General features: G+C 69.6%; 20 protein-coding genes. 6 read left to right on the top strand and 14 right to left on the bottom strand.

Translation table 11 applies throughout. The features are described from left to right. The first annotated feature begins 46 nt into the window (after positions 1 to 46). Positions 47 to 718 carry a hypothetical protein gene (locus DEJ01_RS03895; protein ID WP_111092242.1) on the top strand — a complete coding sequence of 224 codons (672 nt, stop codon included), beginning with the start codon at positions 47 to 49 and terminating at the stop codon, positions 716 to 718. Here the strand turns inward: DEJ01_RS03895 and DEJ01_RS03890 are convergent. Further along, a complete protein-coding gene (locus tag DEJ01_RS03890; RefSeq protein ID WP_111092241.1) occupies positions 683 to 1,705 on the bottom strand; it encodes a glycerophosphodiester phosphodiesterase family protein in 1,023 nt (340 codons plus the stop codon). The two genes, DEJ01_RS03895 and DEJ01_RS03890, sit on opposite strands and share 36 nt — an antisense overlap. Positions 1,706 to 1,811: 106 nt before the next feature. Here DEJ01_RS03890 and DEJ01_RS03885 point away from each other — a divergent pair, with 106 nt between their 5' ends. After that, entirely contained in the window at positions 1,812 to 2,843 is a 1,032-nt protein-coding gene (locus DEJ01_RS03885) for a DUF817 domain-containing protein (protein WP_111092240.1), read from the top strand. Positions 2,844 to 2,874: 31 nt separating this feature from the next. Further along, the gene (locus DEJ01_RS03880) at positions 2,875 to 3,747 is read left to right on the top strand and encodes a Bax inhibitor-1/YccA family protein (RefSeq protein ID WP_111092239.1); all 873 of its coding nucleotides are present in this window, start codon (positions 2,875 to 2,877) and stop codon (positions 3,745 to 3,747) included. Positions 3,748 to 4,173: 426 nt separating this feature from the next. Here DEJ01_RS03880 and guaA read toward each other — a convergent pair whose 3' ends face one another. The 5 genes from guaA to DEJ01_RS03855 are packed head-to-tail and all read right to left on the bottom strand — an operon-like array spanning position 4,174 to position 8,975. Then, positions 4,174 to 5,754, bottom strand: coding sequence for a glutamine-hydrolyzing GMP synthase (gene guaA, locus DEJ01_RS03875; RefSeq protein WP_110863189.1), 1,581 nt, complete (start codon positions 5,752 to 5,754; stop codon positions 4,174 to 4,176). Next, complete coding sequence (locus DEJ01_RS03870; protein WP_017885467.1) at positions 5,751 to 6,197, bottom strand: DUF3817 domain-containing protein; 447 nt, start codon at positions 6,195 to 6,197, stop codon at positions 5,751 to 5,753. Before DEJ01_RS03870 ends, guaA begins: the two co-directional genes overlap by 4 nt. 10 nt (positions 6,198 to 6,207) lie before the next feature. Further along, complete coding sequence (locus tag DEJ01_RS03865) at positions 6,208 to 6,984, bottom strand: SURF1 family cytochrome oxidase biogenesis protein (protein WP_111092238.1); 777 nt, start codon at positions 6,982 to 6,984, stop codon at positions 6,208 to 6,210. Positions 6,985 to 6,989: 5 nt separating this feature from the next. Next, a complete protein-coding gene (locus DEJ01_RS03860) occupies positions 6,990 to 8,441 on the bottom strand; it encodes a cation:proton antiporter (protein ID WP_111028990.1) in 1,452 nt (483 codons plus the stop codon). A 3-nt stretch (positions 8,442 to 8,444) separates the two neighbouring features. Next, positions 8,445 to 8,975, bottom strand: coding sequence for a cation:proton antiporter regulatory subunit (locus DEJ01_RS03855; RefSeq protein WP_017885470.1), 531 nt, complete (start codon positions 8,973 to 8,975; stop codon positions 8,445 to 8,447). Between the two features lie 75 nt (positions 8,976 to 9,050). Here DEJ01_RS03855 and DEJ01_RS03850 point away from each other — a divergent pair, with 75 nt between their 5' ends. Next, positions 9,051 to 9,554: a hypothetical protein gene (locus tag DEJ01_RS03850; protein WP_146247546.1), complete on the top strand. Its 504-nt coding sequence runs from the start codon at positions 9,051 to 9,053 to the stop codon at positions 9,552 to 9,554. Positions 9,555 to 9,624: 70 nt separating this feature from the next. Here DEJ01_RS03850 and DEJ01_RS03845 read toward each other — a convergent pair whose 3' ends face one another. From DEJ01_RS03845 to DEJ01_RS03815, 7 genes are all read right to left on the bottom strand, one after another. After that, the gene (locus DEJ01_RS03845) at positions 9,625 to 11,511 is read right to left on the bottom strand and encodes a glycerol-3-phosphate dehydrogenase/oxidase (RefSeq protein WP_071404640.1); all 1,887 of its coding nucleotides are present in this window, start codon (positions 11,509 to 11,511) and stop codon (positions 9,625 to 9,627) included. Between the two features lie 62 nt (positions 11,512 to 11,573). Next, positions 11,574 to 12,692 carry a GuaB3 family IMP dehydrogenase-related protein gene (locus DEJ01_RS03840; RefSeq protein WP_027466694.1) on the bottom strand — a complete coding sequence of 373 codons (1,119 nt, stop codon included), beginning with the start codon at positions 12,690 to 12,692 and terminating at the stop codon, positions 11,574 to 11,576. 177 nt (positions 12,693 to 12,869) lie between these two features. After that, positions 12,870 to 13,061, bottom strand: coding sequence for a hypothetical protein (locus DEJ01_RS03835; RefSeq protein ID WP_111092236.1), 192 nt, complete (start codon positions 13,059 to 13,061; stop codon positions 12,870 to 12,872). 323 nt (positions 13,062 to 13,384) lie between these two features. Next, entirely contained in the window at positions 13,385 to 14,191 is an 807-nt protein-coding gene (locus DEJ01_RS03830; RefSeq protein WP_027466696.1) for an ABC transporter ATP-binding protein, read from the bottom strand. Beyond that, on the bottom strand, positions 14,188 to 15,078 hold the full coding sequence (locus DEJ01_RS03825) for an ABC transporter ATP-binding protein (RefSeq protein ID WP_027466697.1): 891 nt from the start codon (positions 15,076 to 15,078) through the stop codon (positions 14,188 to 14,190). Before DEJ01_RS03825 ends, DEJ01_RS03830 begins: the two co-directional genes overlap by 4 nt. Beyond that, on the bottom strand, positions 15,071 to 16,057 hold the full coding sequence (locus DEJ01_RS03820) for a branched-chain amino acid ABC transporter permease (protein ID WP_027466698.1): 987 nt from the start codon (positions 16,055 to 16,057) through the stop codon (positions 15,071 to 15,073). The genes DEJ01_RS03825 and DEJ01_RS03820 overlap by 8 nt, the downstream gene beginning before the upstream one ends. A gap of 12 nt (positions 16,058 to 16,069) precedes the next feature. Then, positions 16,070 to 17,380: a branched-chain amino acid ABC transporter permease gene (locus DEJ01_RS03815; RefSeq protein ID WP_111092235.1), complete on the bottom strand. Its 1,311-nt coding sequence runs from the start codon at positions 17,378 to 17,380 to the stop codon at positions 16,070 to 16,072. A gap of 326 nt (positions 17,381 to 17,706) precedes the next feature. Between DEJ01_RS03815 and guaB the strand changes: the two genes are divergently transcribed. After that, positions 17,707 to 19,209 (top strand): IMP dehydrogenase, encoded by a 1,503-nt coding sequence (guaB, locus tag DEJ01_RS03810; RefSeq protein WP_071404638.1) that lies wholly within the window; start codon positions 17,707 to 17,709, stop codon positions 19,207 to 19,209. A gap of 69 nt (positions 19,210 to 19,278) precedes the next feature. On the opposite strand, the gene DEJ01_RS03805 is transcribed toward guaB, so the two are convergent. After that, positions 19,279 to 20,079, bottom strand: a complete 801-nt coding sequence (locus tag DEJ01_RS03805; protein ID WP_111087769.1) for an SDR family oxidoreductase — start codon at positions 20,077 to 20,079, stop codon at positions 19,279 to 19,281. 262 nt (positions 20,080 to 20,341) lie between these two features. Between DEJ01_RS03805 and DEJ01_RS03800 the strand changes: the two genes are divergently transcribed. After that, positions 20,342 to 21,670 carry an ABC transporter substrate-binding protein gene (locus DEJ01_RS03800; protein ID WP_071404636.1) on the top strand — a complete coding sequence of 443 codons (1,329 nt, stop codon included), beginning with the start codon at positions 20,342 to 20,344 and terminating at the stop codon, positions 21,668 to 21,670. Positions 21,671 to 21,674 lie beyond the last annotated feature (4 nt).

The following is a 21,674-nucleotide window of genomic DNA, read 5'->3' as shown; positions in this document are numbered from 1 at the left end:
TCTAGGCGAGACCCCCGACAGCGACCTCGTGCGGCAGGATGGCGCCGTGGCGATCACACCGGACCGACCTGACGTCTTCGCGCTCCCTGCGATGTCGGCCGCGGTCCCCACCACCCAGGACGTCCTCTGCATCCTGCCTCCGGACGGGCGCGACGACCCCGCCGCGATCGTCGCGAGCCACCGTCGGGCCCGTGCTCAGCGGTCTCGACAGGACACGGCGGGGTGCCTGGTCCCACTGTCGGTCGGCCTGGTCACCGCTGGGCTGTGCCTGGCCGTACTCGGGGCCCTCGCTGTGTCGACGTTCCCGAGGAGTGCCCGGCTCCTCGTCGCCGTCGTGGTGTTCCTCGTCGTCTCGTCCGCCGTCGCGGTCCTCGTCGATCGACGGCGGCGCCGACAGCCACCGGTGCAGGCCCTCCCGGTGACACCGATCGACCCTCGGGTCGCCCGTCTCGCGCCCGGGGACCTGCCCGCGGCCGAGGTCATCCGTGCCTCGGCAGTCCTGCAGGTGCTCGACCGTGCGCGTGCCGACCTCCGGAAGGGCGAACACGACGCCGACCTGACGGACGCGCAACGGACCGTCCAACCCGGCGACCGGAGCTCGTGGTTCTACCGGCCCGAGGACCTGGCCGGGCTCCGCGCCGCTGCCACGTCCGCACGCGAGGAGGCCACCGAGGTCCTCCGGTCAACCGGCATCCCGCTCGAGGCGCTCGAGGACTGACCGGGCACGCACCGCCAGGTCGGGGTGGTCGGCGAACACCCCGTCGAGTCCGGTGCGGATCACGGACGTGAACCACCGCTCCCAGTCACCGAAGGCCGCGACGTCGCCGCCACGACGCAACGGCGACGGCAGGAACCGGTTCTCCGGCCGGAGGGTCCACGTGTACACCGCGAGTCCGGCGGCGTGGGCGCGGTCGACGATCGCACTGCGCACCGGCGTCGGGTCGCCGAGTGCGACGCTGTCGACACCGGCCATCAGGGTGCCGATGTCGACGCTGATGCCGTGGAACTCGGTCGCGAACGACGCGAGCGCGTCCTCGGAACGCTCGGCGGCGTAGGTGGGGGCGAGCGATCCGTGGGACGCGACCTCGTCCGCGGCGCTGCCACGGGCCTCCTGGAGGTACACGAGCCGACCACCGGTCCCCCGCTCGCGCAGGTCCCGCAGCACGCCCTTCTCGAAGCTCTCCACCGTGAGCCGCTCGTCCTGCCGCCACCCGGCCTCGCCGAGCGCGGCGTCGACGAGTGCACCCATCGTGAACCCGGCGCGGTCGAAGTACGCGGCGTGCTTCACCTCGGCGACGAGCCCGACCGGGCGGGGCGCCGCGTCGAGGATCGCGAGCAGGTCGACGAGCCGCAGGATCGGCTGCGCACCGTCGTGCTCGGCGGATCCCGGGCGCAGCACCGGCAGGCGCTCGCGGGTGCGGAGCGTCTGCAGCTCGGCCCACGTGAAGTCCTCGGTGAACCAGCCCGTCAGGGTCTGGCCGTCGACGGTCTTCGTCGTGCGCAGGTGCCGGAACTCGGGGTGGTCGGCGACGTCCGTGGTGCCCGAGACCTCGTTCTCGTGCCGGAGCACCAGCACGCCGTCCTTCGTGGGCACCAGGTCCGGTTCGATCGCGTCGGCGCCGAGTTCGATCGCGAGCTCGTACGCGCTCCGCGAGTGCTCGGGACGGTAGCCGGACGCACCGCGGTGGGCGATCACGAGGGTCATGGCGCGACCCTACTTGCCGCGAGTGACCAGCGGGGCACCTGTGTCGCGGGACACACCCGGCGCTCCGAGGCCCGTCGTTCCCAGCGACGACGCCGACCATCGCCGCATGACCGTCCGTTCGCTCTCCACCGCCGTCGAGGCCCGGATCGACCGGGCCGCACGCCGTCTGCTCGACGCCGGGCACCAGCCGCACCGACCCGTCCGGGTGTTCGTCACCGAGTTCCTGGTGTTCGGCGCGAAGCAGGCCTGGGCGTGCGCGTTCGGGGCGCTGCTGCTCGCGACCATGGCGGTGGTGCACCTGACGGTGCCCGCGGCGATGCGGAACGACGTCCTGACGATCGCGGCCGTGCTGCTGCAGGTCGGGATGCTCGTGTTCGGGCTCGAGACCGTGCGGGAGCTCCGGGTCGTCCTGCTGTTCCACGTCGTCGGCACGGTGATGGAGGTGTTCAAGACCCACATGGGCTCGTGGACCTACGAGCCGGGTGGGCTGTTCGTCGTCGCCGGGGTGCCGCTGTTCTCGGGGTTCATGTACGGCGCCGTCGGGTCGTACATGGTGCGGGTCTACCGGCTGTTCGACCTGCGGTTCGACCGGTACCCGCGGCAGTGGCTGCTGGCGGTCGTGGCGGGCGGGATCTACCTGAACTTCTTCGGCCACCACTTCGTCGCCGACGCCCGGTACGTGCTGCTCGCGCTCGTGCTGCTGCTCTTCGCCCGCACGACCATGCACGTGCGGATCCACCGGGCGACGCTGCGGATGCCCGTGCTCGTCGCGATGGGACTCGTCGCGGTGTTCATCTGGGCGGCGGAGAACGTCGCGACCTGGGCCGGGGCGTGGAGCTACCCGGCGCAGCTCGCGGTGTGGCAGCCGGTGGCACCGACGAAGATCGTGGCGTGGTTCCTGCTCATGACGATCTCGGTCGCGCTCGTCACCTGGCTCTACCCGGCGCTGCCGTCGGGACGGGCGCGCTCGACGGGCTCGACGGGCTTGACGGGCTCGGCTGGCTCGACGGCGGACTCTCGACGTCCTCGGGGCGCGCGTGCAGCGGGCGACCCTAGGCTTCCCTCGACGGGGCCCGCTGGGCCCGCGTCCGCTCGCCGCGAATCCTCAGCCTTCCGCGACCGAGCGCCCCTAGGCTGAGAGGACTCGAATCTCCTAGGAAGAGGACACCATGGCCTTCAAGCCCGGTTTCGACCAGTCCCCCGCCTTCAACGCACAGGGGGCAAACACCTGGGGTGGGCGCGGTGCTGGTCAGCAGCAGGCCGGCTGGGGACAGACCCCGCAGCAGGCCCAGGGCGGCATGACCCCCGAGCAGCTGCAGTACATGTACGACCGTCCGACTGCGTCCCCGGTGGACACCGACCGCATGTCGTACGAAGACACCATCGTCAAGACGCTGCTCGCGTTCGGCGTGCTCGTCGTCGGCGCGGTGGCCGGTTGGAACCTGCCCCCGGCCGTCTGGGTCGTCGGCGCGCTCGTCGGGTTCGTCCTGGCGCTCGTCAACACCTTCAAGAAGAAGCCTTCGCCGGGTCTGATCCTGACGTACGCGTTGTTCGAGGGGCTGTTCGTCGGCGGTATCTCGAACTACTTCCAGACCGCGTTCCCCCAGGCCGACGGCATCGTCGCGCAGGCGGTGTTCGGCACGCTCGGTGTGTTCTTCGTCACCCTGCTCCTGTTCCGCTCGGGCAAGGTCCGCGCGACCCCGAAGGCCACGCGCTTCTTCCTGATCGCGATGGTCGGGTACATGGCGTTCTCCCTGGTGAACCTGGTCCTGATGTGGACCGGCGTGACGCAGAGCGCGTTCGGCCTGATGGGCGTGACGCTCTTCGGCATCCCGCTCGGCGTCCTCATCGGCGTGTTCGTCGTGCTGATGGCCGCGTACTCGCTGATCCTCGACTTCGACCAGATCAAGACGGGTGTCGAGCGCGGGGCACCCCGCATCTACGCCTGGACCGCGGCGTTCGGCTTGATCGTGACGCTCGTCTGGCTGTACCTCGAGATCCTGCGCATCCTCGCCATCATCGCGAGCAGCTCGCGCAACTAGTACCACCGCACACACGAAGGGCCCCGGCGCTGCCGGGGCCCTTCGTCGTTCCCGGGCCGGTGGAAGCGAGAGCGGCAGCGGTCCCAGTGGTCACAACACCCCGCCGGTCGCCCGCCGAGTGGTCACGAAGTGTCGCCCGGGCCGGGGCCAGCCGACAGTTCGTGACCCCTCGGCACCGGGCCCGCGGGGTGTCGTGACCACTCGACGGCCCCGGCAGCACCCACGCCCACAACTCCAGCCGCCCGAGGTCGCACAACACGCCGCACGTGCAGCGCCCGGGTCGCGCGAACTGCCGTCCGACGTCCCGGCAGACGGCAGTTCGTGCGACTCCGGCACCGACCCCGGCACCGACTCGCGCGCCGCCCCCGGACGCACGAAGGCCCGGCACGCGTGACGCGTACCGGGCCTTCGTGACTCAGGGGAGCCCTACTCCCACTCGATCGTCCCCGGCGGCTTCGACGTGACGTCGAGCACGACCCGGTTGACGTCGGGCACCTCGTTCGTGATGCGGTTCGAGATCTTCGCGAGGGTGTCGTACGGCAGACGCGTCCAGTCGGCGGTCATGGCGTCCTCGGACGAGACCGGACGGAGCACGATCGGGTGCCCGTAGGTCCGGCCGTCGCCCTGCACGCCCACGGAGCGGACGTCGGCGAGCAGCACGACCGGGCACTGCCAGATCTCCTGGTCGAGGCCCGCCGCGGTGAGCTCTTCGCGGGCGATCTTGTCGGCCGCGCGGAGCAGTTCGAGCCGCTCCTTCGTGACCTCGCCGACGATGCGGATACCCAGGCCCGGGCCGGGGAACGGCTGGCGACCGACGATGACCTCGGGCAGCCCGAGCTCGCGGCCGACCGCACGGACCTCGTCCTTGAACAGGGTGCGCAGCGGCTCGACGAGCTCGAACGTCATGTCCTCGGGCAGGCCGCCGACGTTGTGGTGCGACTTGATGTTGGCGGTGCCTGCTCCTCCGCCGGACTCGACGACGTCGGGGTAGAGCGTGCCCTGCACGAGGAACTTGACCTCGGCATCGGAGTCGGAAGCCTGGGCCTCGAGCACGAGTGCCTCGGCTGCGCCCTCGAACGTGCGGATGAACTCCCGCCCGATGATCTTGCGCTTCTGCTCGGGGTCGCTCACGCCGGCGAGGGCGTCGAGGAACTGCTGCTCGGCGTCGATCGTGATGAGCCGGACACCGGTGGAGGCGACGTAGTCCTCTTCCACCTGCTTCCGCTCGTCGGCACGCAGGAGCCCGTGGTCGACGAAGACGCAGGTCAGCTGGTCGCCGACGGCCTTGTGCACCAGGGCTGCGGCGACGGCGGAGTCCACACCACCGGAGAGCCCGGCGATGACCCGGGCGGAACCGACCTGCTCGCGGATGCGGGCGACCTGCTCCTCGATGACGTTGCTGGAGTTCCAGTCGCCGGGCAGGCCCGCGGCACGGTGCAGGAAGTTCTCGAGCACGGCCTGGCCGTACACGGAGTGCTTGACCTCGGGGTGCCACTGCACGCCGTAGAGCTTGCGCTCGTCGGACGCGAAGGCCGCGACGGGCGTCGACGCGCTCGAGGCGAGCACCTCGAAGCCGGCCGGTGCCTTGGCCACGGAGTCGCCGTGCGACATCCACGTCACCTGGTCCGCCGGCTGGTCGCCGAGCAGCGTGCTGGTGCCGGGGGCGAGCGTCACGTCCGTGGCGCCGTACTCGCGCAGCCCGGTGTTCGCGACCTCGCCACCGAGGGCGGTCGCCATGGCCTGGAAGCCGTAGCAGATGCCGAGCACGGGGACGCCGAGGTCGAGGATGTCACCGTCGAGGGACGGCGCGCCTTCTTCGTACACGGACGACGGACCACCGGACAGCACGATGGCTGCCGGGTCCTTGGCGCGGACCTCGTCCGCGGTGATGGAGTGCGGCACGATCTCGCTGTAGACGTTCGCTTCACGGACCCGACGCGCGATGAGCTGCGCGTACTGGGCCCCGAAGTCGACGACGAGGACGGGACGCTGTTCGGTCTCGCTCACCGAGCGGCCTCCTTCTCACGCTGCTGGGCAGCGATCAGCTCGTGGTAGGTGTCCATGGCCCGCTGCTGCATGCGGTGTTCGACCACGAAGGACATGAACGGGATGATGCCCCCGAGGGCGATGAGCAGGAAGCGCGACGGCCTCCAGCGCATGATGCTCCACAGACGGAAGTCCGTGAAGAGGTAGAGCACGTACAGCCAGCCGTGGGCGATGAGGATCGCGATCGACAGGTTGAACGTGCCCGGGGTCTCGCCCGCCGTGCCGTTGGGCACGAAGAACGGACCGTTGCCGAGCTGCATCTCGAGCTGCAGCGGCGTGTACTTGATGATGACCTCGACCACCAGGGCGAGCAGCAGCACACCGGTGATGTACGCCGAGACGCGGTACCACTTCACCGCCCCCGGGATCTTGGGGATGTCACGGGTTCGGACGGTCAGGGCCATGCCGGCAATCCTACCGTCGGAGCGCGTCGGCTTCGGTGGCGAGGGCTGCCTCGCGCTCCTCTTCCTGCTCGCGCTCCCAGGCGTCCTTCACGAACCGGTACCAGAGGAACACGGCGAAGCCGGCGAAGACGACCCACTCGATCGCGTAGAACAGGTTGAGCCAGTCGAACTGGACCTCGCGCGACGGTGCCCGGTCGGCGATGGTGCCGAGGTCGGCGGCCTTCGCGGTGGTGCCGTCGGCGACGACGTACCCGAGGTACATGCGGTCGTCGAAGGCCTGCCAGGTGTTCACGAACCGGGCGGGGGCGACGGCGGAGTACTGGCCCTTCTTGTAGGCGTCCTGGTCGGGCGACTCCGCCGGGTAGTAGCGGCCCTGGATCGTGAGCGTCTGGCCGTCTGCCAGGCGCTCGCCCCCGTCGACGGCGGCCGACCGCTGGTCGGACCACCCGATGACGACCGGGAGGCTCGCCCCACCATCCGAGTCCACGAGGTGACCGACGGTCTGGTACTTCCCACCCCCGGTGCGGCCGGTCAGGACGGTGGTGTCGTCGGCGACGAAGGTCCCGGTGACGGTGACCTTCTGCCCGGCGAGACTCTCGCTGACGGGGCGCTCGGGGGTCGTGACCGCCTCGAGCGTGCGGCGGGTCTCGGTGGTCGCCGGCAGGGGCTTGCCGTTGGCGATCGACCGCTCCAGCTGCCACTTGCCCAGCCCGGCGAACACCGCCGCCAGCACGAGCGCCAGCAACAGCAGCGCGATCCACCTCGGTCGTCGGGCAACGGCCCACATCTGTATCAGTACTCCGGATCGCGCTGTCGGACCGGGCGCTCGGGGCGCTCGGCGGGGATCTCGACCGGCGACGTCACGGGGGCGGACGTCGGGTCGGACCCCTCATTGTCTCGCTCGTCCCTGCCAGCCGCCTCGACGAGCGCGAACTCCTCGGCGAACTGGCGGTCCCGCTCGGCCTTCCGCGCCGCGGCGGTCGCGTCCGCCTCGGCCTCGGCCGCTTCGGCGCTCTCGGCAGCGGCTGCCGCGGCGACGGCGCGTCGGCCGCCCAGGCGTCCGCGCAGGCGGATGAGCCGGCCCGGGCGCACCACGAGGCGGCCGATCCGGTCCGAGTTCACCGCGAGCAGCGGCCCGAGGACGGCCATGCAGAGGACGTAGAGGCCCGCGAAGGCGGTGATCCGCGCCTCCAGCCCGGCGGCAGCCGACAGGGTCGCGAGGATCAGCGCGAACTCGCCACGGTTCACCAGGATGACGGCGGTGTTGATGCCCTGCTGGACGTTGAAGCCGTTCATCCGCGCGACGATCTGGCCGGCGACCGCGTTGAGCACGACCGTCATGCCGATGGCACCGAGGACGGGCCAGAGCACCTCGCCGAAGGTCGACAGGTCGAGGCCGAGCCCGAAGTTGACGAAGAAGAACGCGGCGAAGACGTCGCGCATCGGCAGGGCGAGCTGTTCGATGCGGTCGCGGTACCGGGTCGCTCCGCAGAGCAGGCCGATGACGAAGGCACCGATGGCGTCGGTCACGCCGAGCAGGTCGCCGATGCCGCCGAACATGACCGCGAGTCCGAAGAACAGCACCGTGAACAGCTCGTCGTCACGGGTGGCGAAGATCTTCGACACCCACTTGCCCGCGAAGCGCGCGAGCGTGAACATCACGATGAGGAACCCGAACGCGAGTGCCAACTTGCCGACGACGGCCCAGACGTTGGTGTCGCCGGACAGCACGACGGAGACGATCGCCAGGTAGACGGCGATGAAGACGTCCTCGATCACGGTGACGCCGAGGATCATCGGGGTCTCGTCGTTCGCCAGGCGCCGGAGCTCGATGAGGAGCTTCGTCACGATGGCGCTCGAGGACGTCGCCGTCATGCCGGCGATGATCAGGGCTTCGCGGGTGCCCCAGCCGAGCGAGAACCCGAAGGCGAACCCGACGCCCATGTTGATGACGACGTAGGTGCCGCCGGACACCAGGAGCTTGCCGGCGTTGCCGTAGAACTCCTCTTGGTCGAACTCGAGCCCGAGGTTGAACAGCAGCAGGATGAGCCCGAACGTCGCGATGAGCTCGATCGTGTGGGACTCGACGCTCAGCCCGAACCACGGCGTGTTCGGACTCGCGACGAGTCCGACCACCATGTAGATCGGGATGGCCGGCAGACCGATGGTCTTGCCGAGCCGTCCCAGGACGTAGGCGATGACGAAGAGCACACCGATGGTGAGCAGCTCACCACCCAGGTGCATGCGCTAGCTCTTCCGCGGGGCCTCGGCCGAGGCGGCCGCAAGCTCTCCGCTGCGGTAGAAGGAGAACGCCTTGGCGACCTTCTCGGGGGATCCGGCGACGACGATCGTGTCTCCGGGGAAGACGACGAAGTCCGACGAGGGCGCCGGGTTGGCGCTGTCGCCACGGACCACGGCGACGACGGTCAGGCCGATGAACCCCGAGTCGTGCAGGTCACCGAGGGGCTTGCCCGCGATGGCGTCGTCGTAGTCGACGGAGAACCAGTCGATGGACAGCCCGGGGATCTCGTCGAGCTTGTCGAGGCCCTCGGTGATCCGGGTGCCGCCGAGGAGTTCGGCGAGCGTGTGCGCTTCGTCTTCGCTGAGACGCAGCGAGACCTTCTCGGACTTGTCCGCGCCGTCGGAGACGTCGGCGAACGAGATGAGGTCGGAGTGCCCCGACCGGTGCGTGATGACACCGCACTTGCCACCGTCGTCGGTGTAGAAGCTGTGCAGCACGCCGACTCCGGGGAGTTTGACGCGATGGACGTCGACCATGATGGCTCCCTCTTCGAGTACCCCCATGCTAACCACCCGGTGGTCCCGCGCATTCCTCCCACTACTGTTCTGTGGATGGGGAGAACACGGATCGTCGTGGCCGTCGTCGGGGTGCTGGTCGTCGCGCTGTACGCGGCCTTGCTCGCGGTGCAGCAACTCGTGCTGGATCCGCTCGCGGCGGTGCCGGGCACCTCGCTGGAAGCGATCCACGCGCACCTCGAGGGGCAGGGGTTCGACGTCCGCGGTGACGTCGTCGCCGTCCTCGTCACCGCGGCGATCGGTGTCGCGCTGGCGCTCGTGGTCGCGACGGTGACGCTCTGGCGGCGCGTGGAACCGCACTTCGTCGTCGCCTGGATGCTCGGGATCATCGCGGCGGGTGCGGTCCCGTTCTTCGTCGCCGGCTTCCAACTCGGCATGGACATCGCCGACGGCTACGGGGTCAGCGGCGGCGCCCACACCACCTGTGCCGGTGTGCTGTACGTCACGAGCCTGATCGCGCTGGTCGCGATCCCGGTGGTGATCGTGTTCGGCGAGCGGCGACGCGCCCTCCGGGCCACGTCGGGACCGCAGGTCGCCTGACGGACGCACCACGGGCCTCCAGTCCGGTCTGCTGGCCTGGAGGCCCGTGGTGCGTCCGCGACGCTGCCCGCTACTCCGGCTCGCTCGTCTTCTCGCCGACGACCTGCTCGTCGGACGCCTTCGCGCCCTCGGCGCCGTCCGAACGGCCGCCGCCCACGACCACGTCGTCCTCGTCGAAGCCGAACGCGATGTCCGGGGCCTCGAGCCGCACGCGGTCCGCGCTCTCGTCGTCGGGCTGCAGCTGCGACTCCCGTTCGGCGGCGACGCGCTTCAGGTAGTTCGCGACCTCGTGCTCGGTCGTCTCCTGGTCCCAGCCGAGCACGTCCGCCATGAGCTTCGCGGCGACGGGCGCTGCTGACTCGCCGCGGTCCCACGCCTCGATGGAGATGCGGGTGCGGCGGGCGAGGACGTCCTCCAGGTGCAGGGCGCCCTCGTGCGAGGCGGCGTAGACGACCTCGGCGCCGATGTAGTCGTCGGCCCCCGGCAGCGGCTCGGCGAGTGCCGGGTCCTGCTCCACGAGCTGCAGCACCTCGGTCGCGAGGGTCCCGTAGCGGTTGAGCAGGTGCTCGATGCGGACCTTGTGCACGTTGAAGCTCCGTGCGGTGCGGGCGCGTCGGTTCCACGCGGCGGGGTAGCCCTCGGCGCCGAGGAGCGGGATGTCCTCGGTCGTCGACTCCGGGATCCTGCCGTCCATGGCCGCGACGGCCTCGTCGATGGCGTCCTTGCCCATCACGCGGTACGTCGTCCACTTGCCGCCGGCGACCACGACGAGCCCGGGCACGGTGTGCGCGACGACGTGCTCGCGGCTGAGCTGCGAGGTCTGGTCGGACTCCCCCGCCAGCAGCGGGCGGAGGCCGGCGTAGACGCCCTCGACGTCCTCGCGGGTGAGCGGGACGGCGAGCACCTTGTTGACGTGCTCGAGGATGTAGTCGATGTCCGCCGCGGTCGCTGCCGGGTGCGCCTTGTCGAGGTACCAGTCGGTGTCGGTCGTGCCGACGAGCCAGTGGCGGCCCCACGGGATGACGAAGAGCACGCTCTTCTCGGTGCGCAAGATCATGCCCGTGTTCGACTGGAACCGGTCACGGGGGATGACGAGGTGGACGCCCTTCGACGCCCGCACCTTGAACTGGCCGCGGGTGCCGATCATCGCCTGGGTGTCGTCGGTCCAGACACCGGTGGCGTTGACGACCTGCTTCGCGCGGATCTCGAACCGTTCGCCGGTCTGGATGTCGTGGGCCTGCGCGCCGACCACGCGCTCCCCGACCTTGATGAACCCCTCGATGCGGACGCGACTGGCTGCCTCAGCGCCGTACGAGGCCGCGGTGCGCACGAGCGACGCGACGTAGCGCGCGTCGTCGACCTGGGCGTCGTAGTACGTCATGCCGCCGACGAAGGCGTCCTTCTTGAGCCCGGGCATGTTCCTGAGCACCTGCTTCCGGCTGAGGTGCCGGTGGTGCGGGACGCCGGGCGGACGGCCGCCGGACCAGCTGAACACGTCGTACATCGCCATGCCGATCCCGATGTAGAAGCGCTCCCAGACCCGGTGGTTGAGCGGGTAGAGGAAGCGCACGGGCTTCACCAGGTGCGGGGCGATGCGCTGCAGCAGCAGGCCGCGTTCGATGAGCGCCTCGCGGACGAGCGCGAAGTTGAGCTGCTCGAGGTAGCGGATGCCGCCGTGCACGAGCTTGGACGAGCGGCTCGACGTCCCCGAGCCCCAGTCGCGGGCCTCGACGATGCCGACGCTCAGGCCGCGGGTCACGGCGTCGAGCGCGCTGCCCGCACCGACGATCCCGCCGCCCACGACCAGGACGTCGAGCTCCTTGGTCTTCAGCGTCTCGATCGCGGCCGCACGTTCGTCCGGCCCGAGCTTCGCCGCGGGGTCGAACCCCACGCCGGGCGTGACGTCACGCGGACGTCCGGCCGTGCTGGTCTGCTTCGTCGTGCTGGACTTGGCCATCGTCGCCTCCGGGTCACGGTCGGCGCCGTGGCGTCACCCGGGTTCGTGCCCGGGTGCCACCGTCACTGGTGGTACGGCGCCACGACCACTTCTACTCGCTGGAACTCCTTGGCGTCGGAGTATCCCGTCGTCGCCATCGAGCGGCGCAGGGCACCGACCAGGTTGGCGCGGCCGTCGTGGGTCGGCGTCGGACCGTTCAGGACGTTCTCGAGCGGGGCGATCGTGCCCACCTCGACCCGGCGGCCGCGGGGCAGCTCGGGGTGGTGCGCCTCGGCACCCCAGTGGTAGCCGCCACCCGGGGCCTCGGTCGCGCGGGCGAGCGCGGTGCCGAGCATGACGGCGTCGGCACCAACGGCGATGGCCTTGACGATGTCGCCCGCGGTGTCGAGCCCGCCGTCGGCGATGACGTGCACGTACCGGCCGCCCGACTCGTCGAGGTAGTCGCGACGGGCACCGGCGACGTCCGCGACGGCGGTCGCCATCGGGGCGTGGATGCCGAGCGCGGCGCGGGTGGTCGACGCTGCGCCGCCACCGAAGCCGACGAGCACACCGGCGGCACCGGTGCGCATGAGGTGCAGCGCCGACGTGTACGTCGAGGCACCGCCCACGATCACCGGGACGTCGAGCTCGTAGATGAACTTCTTGAGGTTGAGGGGTTCCTCGGTCTGGGAGACGTGCTCGGCCGAGACCGTGGTACCGCGGATGACGAACAGGTCGACACCGGCGTCGACGACCGTCTTCGAGAACTCCTGGGTGCGCTGCGGGCTGAGCGAACCGGCGACCGGCACCCCGGCTGCGCGGATCTCGGCCAGGCGTGCGGTGATCAGCTCGGCCTTGATCGGCTCGGAGTAGATCTCCTGCATGCGCTTCGTGACGTTGCCGTCGGTGAGCGACTTGATCTCGTCGTAGTACGGGGTCGGGTCCTCGTAGCGGGTCCACAGACCTTCGAGGTCGAGCACACCGAGGATGCCGAGCTTGCCCATCTGGATGACCGTCGCCGGCGAGGACACGGAGTCCATCGGCGCCGACAGGATCGGCGACGCGAACGTGAACGCGTCGATCGACCACTGCACGCTGACGTCGCGCGGGTCACGCGTCCGCCTGGAGGGGACCACCGCGATGTCGTCGAACGCGTACGCCCGACGTCCGCGCTTGCCTGCACCGATCTCGACTTCGCTCACTCGGACAGCCTACCGGGCGGGCTCTGCGGCGTGCACGGGCCGGACGGTGCGGGCGGTGGCAACCTCGCACGGTGCGAGGCCTGCCGCTTACGGTGCGAGGTTCCGCGTTCGGTGCGAGGTCGCGAGGTTCGCACGACGTGCGGAACCTCGCACCACGCAGCCATCACCACGCAGCCGTCAGCGCGGACGCCGCGGGGGCCGTCGGCGCTTCCGGAGCGCCCGCAGCACGAAGCCGAGCAGGAGCGCGAGCACCACGAGGACGACGAGCAGCACGGCCGCGACCTTGACGAGCAGCGCCGCCCCGACGAAGAGCGCGATGAACACGAGCCAGACGAGGGCGTCGAGCACGAGGGGTCCGGAGGTGCGCACCCGCGGAACGATACCGACCCGCGCGGGGCGAGCCGCGCCTCCTGGCCGGGTGCGACGGGCGACGCCGTCGTCAGCCGAAGACGCCGTCGTCAGCGCAGGACACCGCCACGCCGTCGAGACGCCGCCGAATTCCGAGGCGTCTCGACGGGACCGCGGCGTCGACGGAACACGACGGCGTCATGCGACCACAGCCATGCAACCAGGGGCGAGCCGCGCCTCCAGGCCGGGTACAGGAGCGGGGCCGTGCGGCGCGAAGCGACCACGCACGGCCCCACCCGTCACGGATACCACCCCCACAGCGGTACCCGTAGCCGACGACAGCGCTAGCGCTGTGCGTCGACGTCCTTGGCGAGCGTCCCCAGGTAGAGCTCGATGACCTTGGGGTCGTCAGCGAGTTCCTTCCCGGTGCCCGAGTACGCGTTCTTCCCCTGGTCGAGCACGTACCCACGATCGCAGATCTGCAGACAGCGTCGCGCGTTCTGCTCCACCATGATGATCGACACACCGGCCTTGTTGATCCGGCGGGTGCGCAGGAAGGTCTCGTCCTGACGCACGGGGGACAGTCCGGCGCTCGGCTCGTCGAGCAGCAGCACCTTCGGGTCCATCATCAGCGCACGGGCCATCGCGACGGACTGCCGCTCACCACCCGAGAGCGATCCGGCCCGCTGGTTGCGTCGCTGCGCGAGGACCGGGAACAGGTCGTAGATGACCTCGAGCCGCTCGGCGAACTTCCGGGGCCGCAGGTACAGCCCCATCTGCAGGTTCTCCTCGATGGACAGCGAGGGGAACACGTTGTTCGTCTGCGGCACGAAGCCGACACCGGCCTGCACGAGCTTGTTCGCCTTGAGGTTCGTGATGTCGTCCCCCTGCAGGGTCACCGAACCCTCGCGGATGGACACGAGCCCGAACAGCGCCTTGAGGAGCGTCGACTTCCCCGCACCGTTCGGCCCGATGATGCCGATGAGCTCGCCCGGGTAGCAGTCCAGGTCGCAGCCGTTCAGGATGTTCACGCCCGGCAGGTAGCCGGCGACGAGGTTCTTGGCGCTGAGCACCGGCTCGCGTTCCAGCGTGGCCGCCGGGGACGGACTGGAGGCACTGCTCGCGTTCGTGGGGTCCGTTGCGTCCGTCATCGGGTCGTCTCCTCTGCTGCGTCCTCTTCGGCGACTTCCTCCGCCAGTTCCTCGAAGGTCTCCTCGGTGAGGAGCGAGTCGTCACCCAGGTCGGTGTCGTGGTGCGCACCGAGGTAGGCGTCGATCACGGCCTGGTCGTCCATCACCGTGTCCGCCGGGCCCTCGGCGACGACCTTGCCCTCGGCCATCACGACCACCCAGTCCGAGATGTGCCGGACCATGTGCATGTCGTGCTCGACGAAGAGCACGGTCATGCCGTCGTCGCGCAGGGACTGGATGTGCCCGAGGAGCGACTGGGTGAGCGCGGGGTTCACGCCGGCCATCGGCTCGTCGAGCATGATCATCGTCGGGTCGGACATCAGCGCCCGGGCCATCTCGAGCAGCTTGCGCTGCCCGCCGGACAGCGAGCCGGCGTAGTCGTCGGCCTTGGTGTCGAGCTTGAACCGGGCGAGGAGGTCCTCGGCCTTGGCCGTGATCTCGCGCTCCCGCTTCGCCCACACCGGCTTGACCAGGGCGGCGAAGAAGTTCTCGCCGGGCTGGTCGCGGGCGCCGAGGAGCATGTTCTGCATCACGGTGAGCCGGGACAGCGCTTTGGTCAGCTGGAAGGTGCGGACCATGCCCTTGTTCGCGATGTGCGTCGCGCTCGTCTTCTGCAGCGTGGCGCCGTTGAACTGCGTCTTCGCTCCGGGGCTCGGCTTGTCGAACCCGGTGAGCAGGTTGAAGAACGTGGTCTTGCCGGCGCCGTTCGGGCCGATGAGAGCCGTGATGGAGCCGCGCTGGACCTCGAGGTGGTCGACGTCCACGGCGGTCATGCCCCCGAAGCGGCGGGTGACGTCGTCGACGGTGAGGATCGGGTCGGCCTTGGGGTGGCCGTAGGTCTCAGACACTGAACGTCAGCTCCTTCTTGTTGCCGAGCAACCCCTGTGGACGGAACACGATGAGCAGCATGAGCGCGACGCCGACGAGCACGTACGAGAACTGCTCGGCCTGCTGCGCGTTCATGATCGAGTCGGGGATGAAGTCGCCGGCCAGCGTGCGGATGAAGAGCCGGACGACGAAGAAGAGCACGGCTCCGAGCACCGGTCCGAACACCGTCGCCGCACCACCGAGGATGAGCGCCGTCCAGATGAAGAACGTCATCGAGCGGCCCATGGCGTCCGGTTGCACCGAACTCGGCAGCACGTAGATGATGCCCGCGATCGCACCGAGCGCCCCACCGAACACGAGCGCCTGCATCTTGTACGAGTAGACGTTCTTGCCGAGCGAGCGGACGGCGTCCTCGTCCTCGCGGATGGCCTTCACCACGCGGCCCCACGGGCTGCGCATGAGCAGGAAGAGCACCAGGGTGAACAGGGCGACCATGGCCCACGCCGCGATGCGGATCCACCAGCCGTTGACGCCGTTGTTCGCGTACGTGAACCACAGGATCGTGGTGGTGCCGTCGGGCAGCGGGCTGAGGGCGGTGAACGGGTCGCGGTAGCTCGACCCGGTGATGCCGTTCGAGCCACCCGTGGTCGAGGTGAGCAGGCTCGAGCGGCCCACCATGCGGATGATCTCGGCGCCGGAGATCGTGACGATCGCCAGGTAGTCGCCGCGCAACCGCAGGGTCGGGATGCCGAGGATGATCGCGAACACGATCGCGACGAGCAGGGCGATGAGGACCGCCATCACGAACGGCAGTCCGTTGGTGATCGAGATCGCGAAGCCGTAGGCGCCGAGCAGCAGGAACGCCGCCTGGCCCATGTTCACGAGGCCGGTGAGCCCGAAGTGCACGTTCAGGCCGATCGCGGCCAGCGCGAACGCCGCCGTGGTCGGGGCGAGTGCCTCCTGGGTGAGCGAGGACAGCAGGTTGAGGATGTAGTCCATGCGCGTGCTCCCTTAGCCGATCCGCTCGGCGCGGCCGAAGATGCCCTGCGGCCGGAACAGCAGGATGAGGATGAGGATGATGAGGGCGGTGGCGTACTTGAAGTCACCGGGGAGCACCAGGTTCGTGAGCTCCACGACGACGCCGATGATCATCGAGCCGACCAGGGCGCCGTACGCGGTGCCGAGGCCACCGAGCGTGACCGAGGCGAACATGAGCAGGAGCAGCTGGAGCCCGGTCTGCCAGTTCACGCCGTTCAGGACGAGTCCGAGCATCACACCGGAGAGCCCCGCGAGGCCGGCGGCGAGCGTCCACACGAAGCGGATCACCCGGTCGACGTCGATGCCGGAGGCCGCGGCGAGCGCCGGGTTGTCCGACACGGCGCGGGTCGCCCGGCCGAAGCGCGTCTTCGCCAGGAAGAGCCCGGTCGCGACGAGGACCACGAGCGCGATCCCCATGGCGACGTAGGACTGCACCGTCAGGGTGACTCCGGCGAACCGCACGGTCTCCGGGTTGCCCTGCTGGATGCGGACCGTCGAGGCTCCGAAGAAGTACTGGAACGCGTACTGGGCGGCGATCGACAGACCGATCGTCACGATCATGAGCTGCGTCAGGCTGATGCGCCGTCGCCGGAGCGGCCGCCAGATCGCGGCGTCCTGCAGGTACCCGGTCGCGGCGCACAACAGCGTGACGACGATGCCGGTGACCCAGATGTTCCAGCCGAGCTGGTTGGCGAACACGTACGCCAGCAGACCGCCGAGGGTGACCTGCTCACCGTGCGAGAAGCTCGACAGCCCGGTCGTGCCGTAGATGAGCGAGAGCCCGATCGACGCCAGGGCGATGAGCAGCCCGAGCCGGAGACCCGAGGCGAACTGCTGCCAGGCCCGCTGGATGCTCACGCCCGACGAGTCCGTCGAGGTCGTGGCGCCCTTCTGGTCGGACAGCTGGAAGATCTGCCCGACGTTGGCGTTCAGGGTGGCCTGCACCTTGCGGTCGGCGTCGGCGGCGTTCGTCAGGTACTGGCCCTTCGGCAGGGCGCCCTGGTCGACGCTCACCGTGTACTCGCCGGCCGTGTCGACGCTGACGGACCAGCGGCCGTCGCCGTTGGTCGTGGCCGTCTGGTCGAAGCCGCTCGGGCCGGTCACGTCGACGTCGACGCCCTCGGCCGGTTCACGCTCGGAGTCGGTGATCGTGCCCTGGATGCACCCGTTGTCGGGGCTGACGGTGCACGCCTGGCTGGTGGCCGGTGCCGAGGTGGCGCTGAAGGCCGGCAGGGTGACCGCCCAGTCGATCAGGAAGGTCGCCAGGAACGCGGCGACGAGCACGGCCGCGAGGACCGGTCGTCGTCGTGCGTGGCGGAGGCGGAACAGGCGCGGCTGCGCCCGTCCCGGAGGAGTGATGGATCCCACGGAAGAGCCTCTCGTTCGGATGACGAGGAACCTATGGGGATTTTGTGACACCCGTGTTTCCAACACGTTCCCTGTGTGATTCGTACCCGAACTGTGACGTTGTGGAGGAACGCTCCGAGGCGGGCGCGATCCGTGCCTCCAGGCGGAATGCGGCGACAGCCGCTCGCGTTACCATGTCCTATCCGGAACCCGTCGTCGTGTTCCCGGTGTCTCGACACTTCACTCGCCCACGAAGGGGACCCATGGACCAGCCGGATCCGTTCGGATTCATCGGACTCACGTACGACGACGTCATGCTGCTGCCCGGGCACACCGACGTCATCCCGAGCGAGGCGTCCACGGCGTCCCGGCTCACCAAGCGGATCTCCGTCAACGTCCCGCTGCTCTCCGCCGCGATGGACACCGTCACCGAAGCCCGCATGGCCATCGCCATGGCGCGCCAGGGCGGCATCGGGATCCTGCACCGCAACCTGTCCATCGAGGACCAGGCTGCCTACGTCGACAAGGTCAAGCGCTCGGAGTCGGGCATGATCACCAACCCGGTGACCACCACCCCGGACGCCACCGTGGCCGAGGTCGACGCGCTCTGTGGCCAGTTCCGCGTCTCCGGTCTGCCGGTCGTCGAGCAGGACGGCACCCTCGTGGGCATCATCACGAACCGCGACATGCGCTTCGTGGCCACGTTCGAGCAGGCCACCACGTACGTGCGCGACGTCATGACGAAGGCCCCGCTGATCACCGCGATGGAGGGCATCGACCCCGAAGAGGCGATCGCGATCTTCGCGCAGCACAAGATCGAGAAGCTGCCGCTGGTCGACGCCGACGGCAAGCTCCGCGGCCTCATCACCGTCAAGGACTTCGACAAGAGCGAGCAGTACCCGGACGCCACGAAGGACGACGAGGGCCGGCTCCGCGTCGGTGCCGCGATCGGGTTCTTCGGCGACGCCTGGCAGCGTGCCGAGGCCCTGCGTGACGCCGGCGTCGACGTGCTCGTCGTCGACACCGCCAACGGTGAGAGCGAAGGCGTGCTCGACATGGTCCGCCGTCTCAAGGCCGACCCGACGTTCGACGCGATCGACGTCATCGGCGGCAACGTCGCCACCCGCGCGGGCGCCCAGGCGCTCATCGACGCCGGTGTGGACGCCGTCAAGGTCGGCGTCGGGCCGGGCTCCATCTGCACCACGCGCGTCGTCGCCGGTGTCGGTGTGCCGCAGGTGACCGCCGTGTACGAGGCCTCCCTCGCCGCACGTGAAGCCGGTGTGCCGATCATCGCCGACGGTGGCCTGCAGTACTCGGGCGACATCGCGAAGGCCCTGGTGGCCGGTGCCGACACCGTCATGCTCGGCTCGCTGCTCGCCGGCACCGACGAGTCCCCCGGTGACCTGGTGTTCGTGGGCGGCAAGCAGTTCAAGGCCTACCGCGGCATGGGGTCCCTCGGGGCCCTGCAGACCCGTGGCAAGAAGACCTCGTACTCGAAGGACCGCTACTTCCAGGCGGACGTGCCGAACGACGACAAGCTCATCCCCGAGGGTATCGAGGGCCAGGTGCCCTACCGCGGCTCGGTCGGCAACGTCGTCTACCAGCTCACCGGTGGGCTGCGGCAGTCGATGTTCTACGTCGGCGGTCGCACGATCCCCGAGCTGAAGGCCCGTGGCAAGTTCGTCCGCATCACGGCGGCGGGGCTCAAGGAGTCCCACCCGCACGACGTCCAGATGGTCGTCGAGGCGCCGAACTACCGCAGCTAGCAGCACTGCTCGACCAGACGCCCCCGCTCCGGACGGAGCGGGGGCGTCTGGCGTTCGTACGCGGACGCGTCAGGCCGAACGCCAGTCGTTCGACGTGATGTGCGAGCCACCGTGCGGGCCCATCTGCAGCATCCCGCCGTCCACCGGCAGGGACACCCCGGTGATGTACGACGACGCACGCGAGGCCAGGAACGCCACGGCGGCCGCGATCTCCCACGCGTTGCCCGGACGGCCGAGCGGCACACCGGGGCGGTCGATGGTGTGCGGGTCCTCGTCCTCGGCACCGGTCATCCGGGTGGCGATCTCGCCGGGGGCGACGGCGTTCACGGTGATGCCGTGTTCGGCGAGCTCGATCGCCATGGTCTTCAGCAGGCCGCCGAGCCCGTGCTTCGCGGCGTCGTAGGCGCTCGAGCCGGAGCGGGGCTGGTGCTCGTGCACGCTCGTGATGCCGATGATCCGGCCGCCGGTACCGGCCTGCACCATGTGCTTCGCGGCGGCCTGCATCGTGACGAAGGCCCCGTCGAGGTCGGTCGACACCGTGTGGCGCCACTGGTCGAGGGTCATCTCGAGGAACGGGGCGTTGTCGCCGGTGCCGGCGTCGGCCACGAAGACGTCGACGCCACCCAGCTGCGAGACGAGGCGGTCGACGACGGCGGCCGCCCCGGCGAGGTCGGAGACGTCGATCTGCTCGACGAAGGCACGACGGCCGGTCTTCCGGACCTCCTCCGCGGTCTCCTCGGCACGGTCGGGTTCGGACAGGTAGGTGATGCCGACGTCCATGCCGGCTTCGGCGAGTGCGACGGCGGTCGCACGGCCGATCCCGGATTCGGAGCCGGTGACGATGGCTGTGGTGGGCTGGAAGTCGCTCATGCGGCGGAACGTACGCCGGGCCTCCCGGGCGCCCTGCCGGACCATCCGCCTGGCGCAGGTCGGGTCGTCACGCCAGCACCGTCGCTCCTGCGCCGATCCCTGTCCCTGCGCACAGGAACGTCACGGCTCGGTAACGAAACACCTTTGCGTACCGCCCCGTCACACGGGCGAAACACATGGACCCTACGTTTCTCGACATCCAGTGGAGGCGTCGCATTCACCCGAAGCGGCACAGCCTCCGCGCAGAGAAAGGGCTCCACGGATGATCAGAACCACCCGTGCCACCGCGGCACTGGCGTTGGCGGGCGCAGCAGCCGTCCTCCTCGCCGCGTGTTCCACCACCGGCAGTGCTTCCCCCTCGAGCTCGGCGTCGAGCGATGCGAAGAAGGATCCCGCCGCCAGCTGCAAGGCCCCGGACACCCCCGGTACGGACGCGCTGAAGATCGGCACGATCCTGCCCCTGACCGGTTCGCTGGCCTACCTCAACCCGCCGGCCGAGTCCGGTGTCGGCCTGGCCGTCAAGGACATCAACGCCGCGGGCGGCGTCCTCGACAAGGACGTCACGATCGACCCGGCGACCGACTCCGGCGACAGCAACGACATGACCGTGTCGAGCTCGGCCGCGACGAAGCTCGTCAACGCGAAGGTGCCGGTCGCGATCGGCGCCGAGTCCTCGTCGGTCACGCTGAACGTCATCGACCAGCTGACCAGCAACTGCATCGTCGAGATCTCGCCCGCGAACACCGCGACCGACCTCTCCGGCTACTCGTCGTACTACTACCGGACCGCACCGCCGGACTCGGTGCAGGGTTCCGCGCTCGGCCAGCTCGTGACCGGTGACGGCAACGCGAAGGTCGCCTTCCTGGTCTTCAACGACACGTACGGCACCGGCCTGCGCAACTCGGTGCAGGCTGCGGTCGAGGCGTCGGGTGGCCAGGTCGTCTACGGCGGCAAGGGTGAGGGCCAGGAGTTCCCGCCCGGCCAGACCACGTTCTCGTCCGAGGTGACCGCGGCCCTGGCCGCGAAGCCCGACGCGATCGTCGTCCTCGCCTTCGACGAGACGAAGTCGATCATCCCGGAGCTCGTGTCGCAGGGCAACGAGGCGAAGATCTACATGTCCGACGGCAACACGGCGGACTACTCGAAGGACTTCGACAAGGGCACCCTGACCGGTGCCCAGGGCACCATCCCCGGTGCCTCGCCGAAGGACGACTTCAAGAAGCAGCTCGCTGCGTTCTACAAGGACTCGTCGGGCAAGACGCTCGCCGACTACTCGTACGCGGCGGAGTCCTACGACGCCACCGTCCTCGCCGCCCTGGCCGCGGTGAAGGGCAAGGGCACCGACTCCGGCACGATCCAGGCCAACATGGCTGCGGTGTCGGGTGCCGACGGCGGCACCGAGTGCGCCACGTTCAAGGAGTGCAAGACGCTCCTGGACGACGGCAAGGACATCCACTACACCGGCCCGTCCGGCATCGGTCCGTTCGACGAGAACAACGACCCGTCGGCCGCCTACATCGGCATCTACAAGTTCGACGGCGACAACAAGCCCGTCTACCAGAGCGCCATCCAGGGTGCGGTGAAGAAGTAGGGCG

Origin of the sequence: Curtobacterium sp. MCLR17_040, assembly GCF_003234735.1 — a bacterium.
GTDB classification, from domain to species: Bacteria; Actinomycetota; Actinomycetes; order Actinomycetales; family Microbacteriaceae; genus Curtobacterium; species Curtobacterium flaccumfaciens.
The sequence above is the reverse complement of the archived record's forward strand: the minus strand, read 5'-3'. Positions and strand labels throughout refer to the sequence as shown.

Bases quoted from the DNA above. Each gene is read 5' to 3' on its own strand.
- DEJ01_RS03890 (WP_111092241.1), bottom strand. From the start codon at position 1,705: ATGACCCTCGTGATCGCCCACCGCGGTGCGTCCGGCTACCGTCCCGAG.
- DEJ01_RS03885 (WP_111092240.1), top strand. From the start codon at position 1,812: ATGACCGTCCGTTCGCTCTCCACCGCCGTCGAGGCCCGGATCGACCGG.
- DEJ01_RS03880 (WP_111092239.1), top strand. From the start codon at position 2,875: ATGGCCTTCAAGCCCGGTTTCGACCAGTCCCCCGCCTTCAACGCACAG.
- DEJ01_RS03870 (WP_017885467.1), bottom strand. From the start codon at position 6,197: ATGGCCCTGACCGTCCGAACCCGTGACATCCCCAAGATCCCGGGGGCG.
- DEJ01_RS03865 (WP_111092238.1), bottom strand. From the start codon at position 6,984: ATGTGGGCCGTTGCCCGACGACCGAGGTGGATCGCGCTGCTGTTGCTG.
- DEJ01_RS03860 (WP_111028990.1), bottom strand. From the start codon at position 8,441: ATGCACCTGGGTGGTGAGCTGCTCACCATCGGTGTGCTCTTCGTCATC.
- DEJ01_RS03855 (WP_017885470.1), bottom strand. From the start codon at position 8,975: ATGGTCGACGTCCATCGCGTCAAACTCCCCGGAGTCGGCGTGCTGCAC.
- DEJ01_RS03850 (WP_146247546.1), top strand. From the start codon at position 9,051: ATGGGGAGAACACGGATCGTCGTGGCCGTCGTCGGGGTGCTGGTCGTC.
- DEJ01_RS03845 (WP_071404640.1), bottom strand. From the start codon at position 11,511: ATGGCCAAGTCCAGCACGACGAAGCAGACCAGCACGGCCGGACGTCCG.
- DEJ01_RS03830 (WP_027466696.1), bottom strand. From the start codon at position 14,191: ATGACGGACGCAACGGACCCCACGAACGCGAGCAGTGCCTCCAGTCCG.
- DEJ01_RS03820 (WP_027466698.1), bottom strand. From the start codon at position 16,057: ATGGACTACATCCTCAACCTGCTGTCCTCGCTCACCCAGGAGGCACTC.
- guaB (WP_071404638.1), top strand. From the start codon at position 17,707: ATGGACCAGCCGGATCCGTTCGGATTCATCGGACTCACGTACGACGAC.
- DEJ01_RS03805 (WP_111087769.1), bottom strand. From the start codon at position 20,079: ATGAGCGACTTCCAGCCCACCACAGCCATCGTCACCGGCTCCGAATCC.
- DEJ01_RS03800 (WP_071404636.1), top strand. From the start codon at position 20,342: ATGATCAGAACCACCCGTGCCACCGCGGCACTGGCGTTGGCGGGCGCA.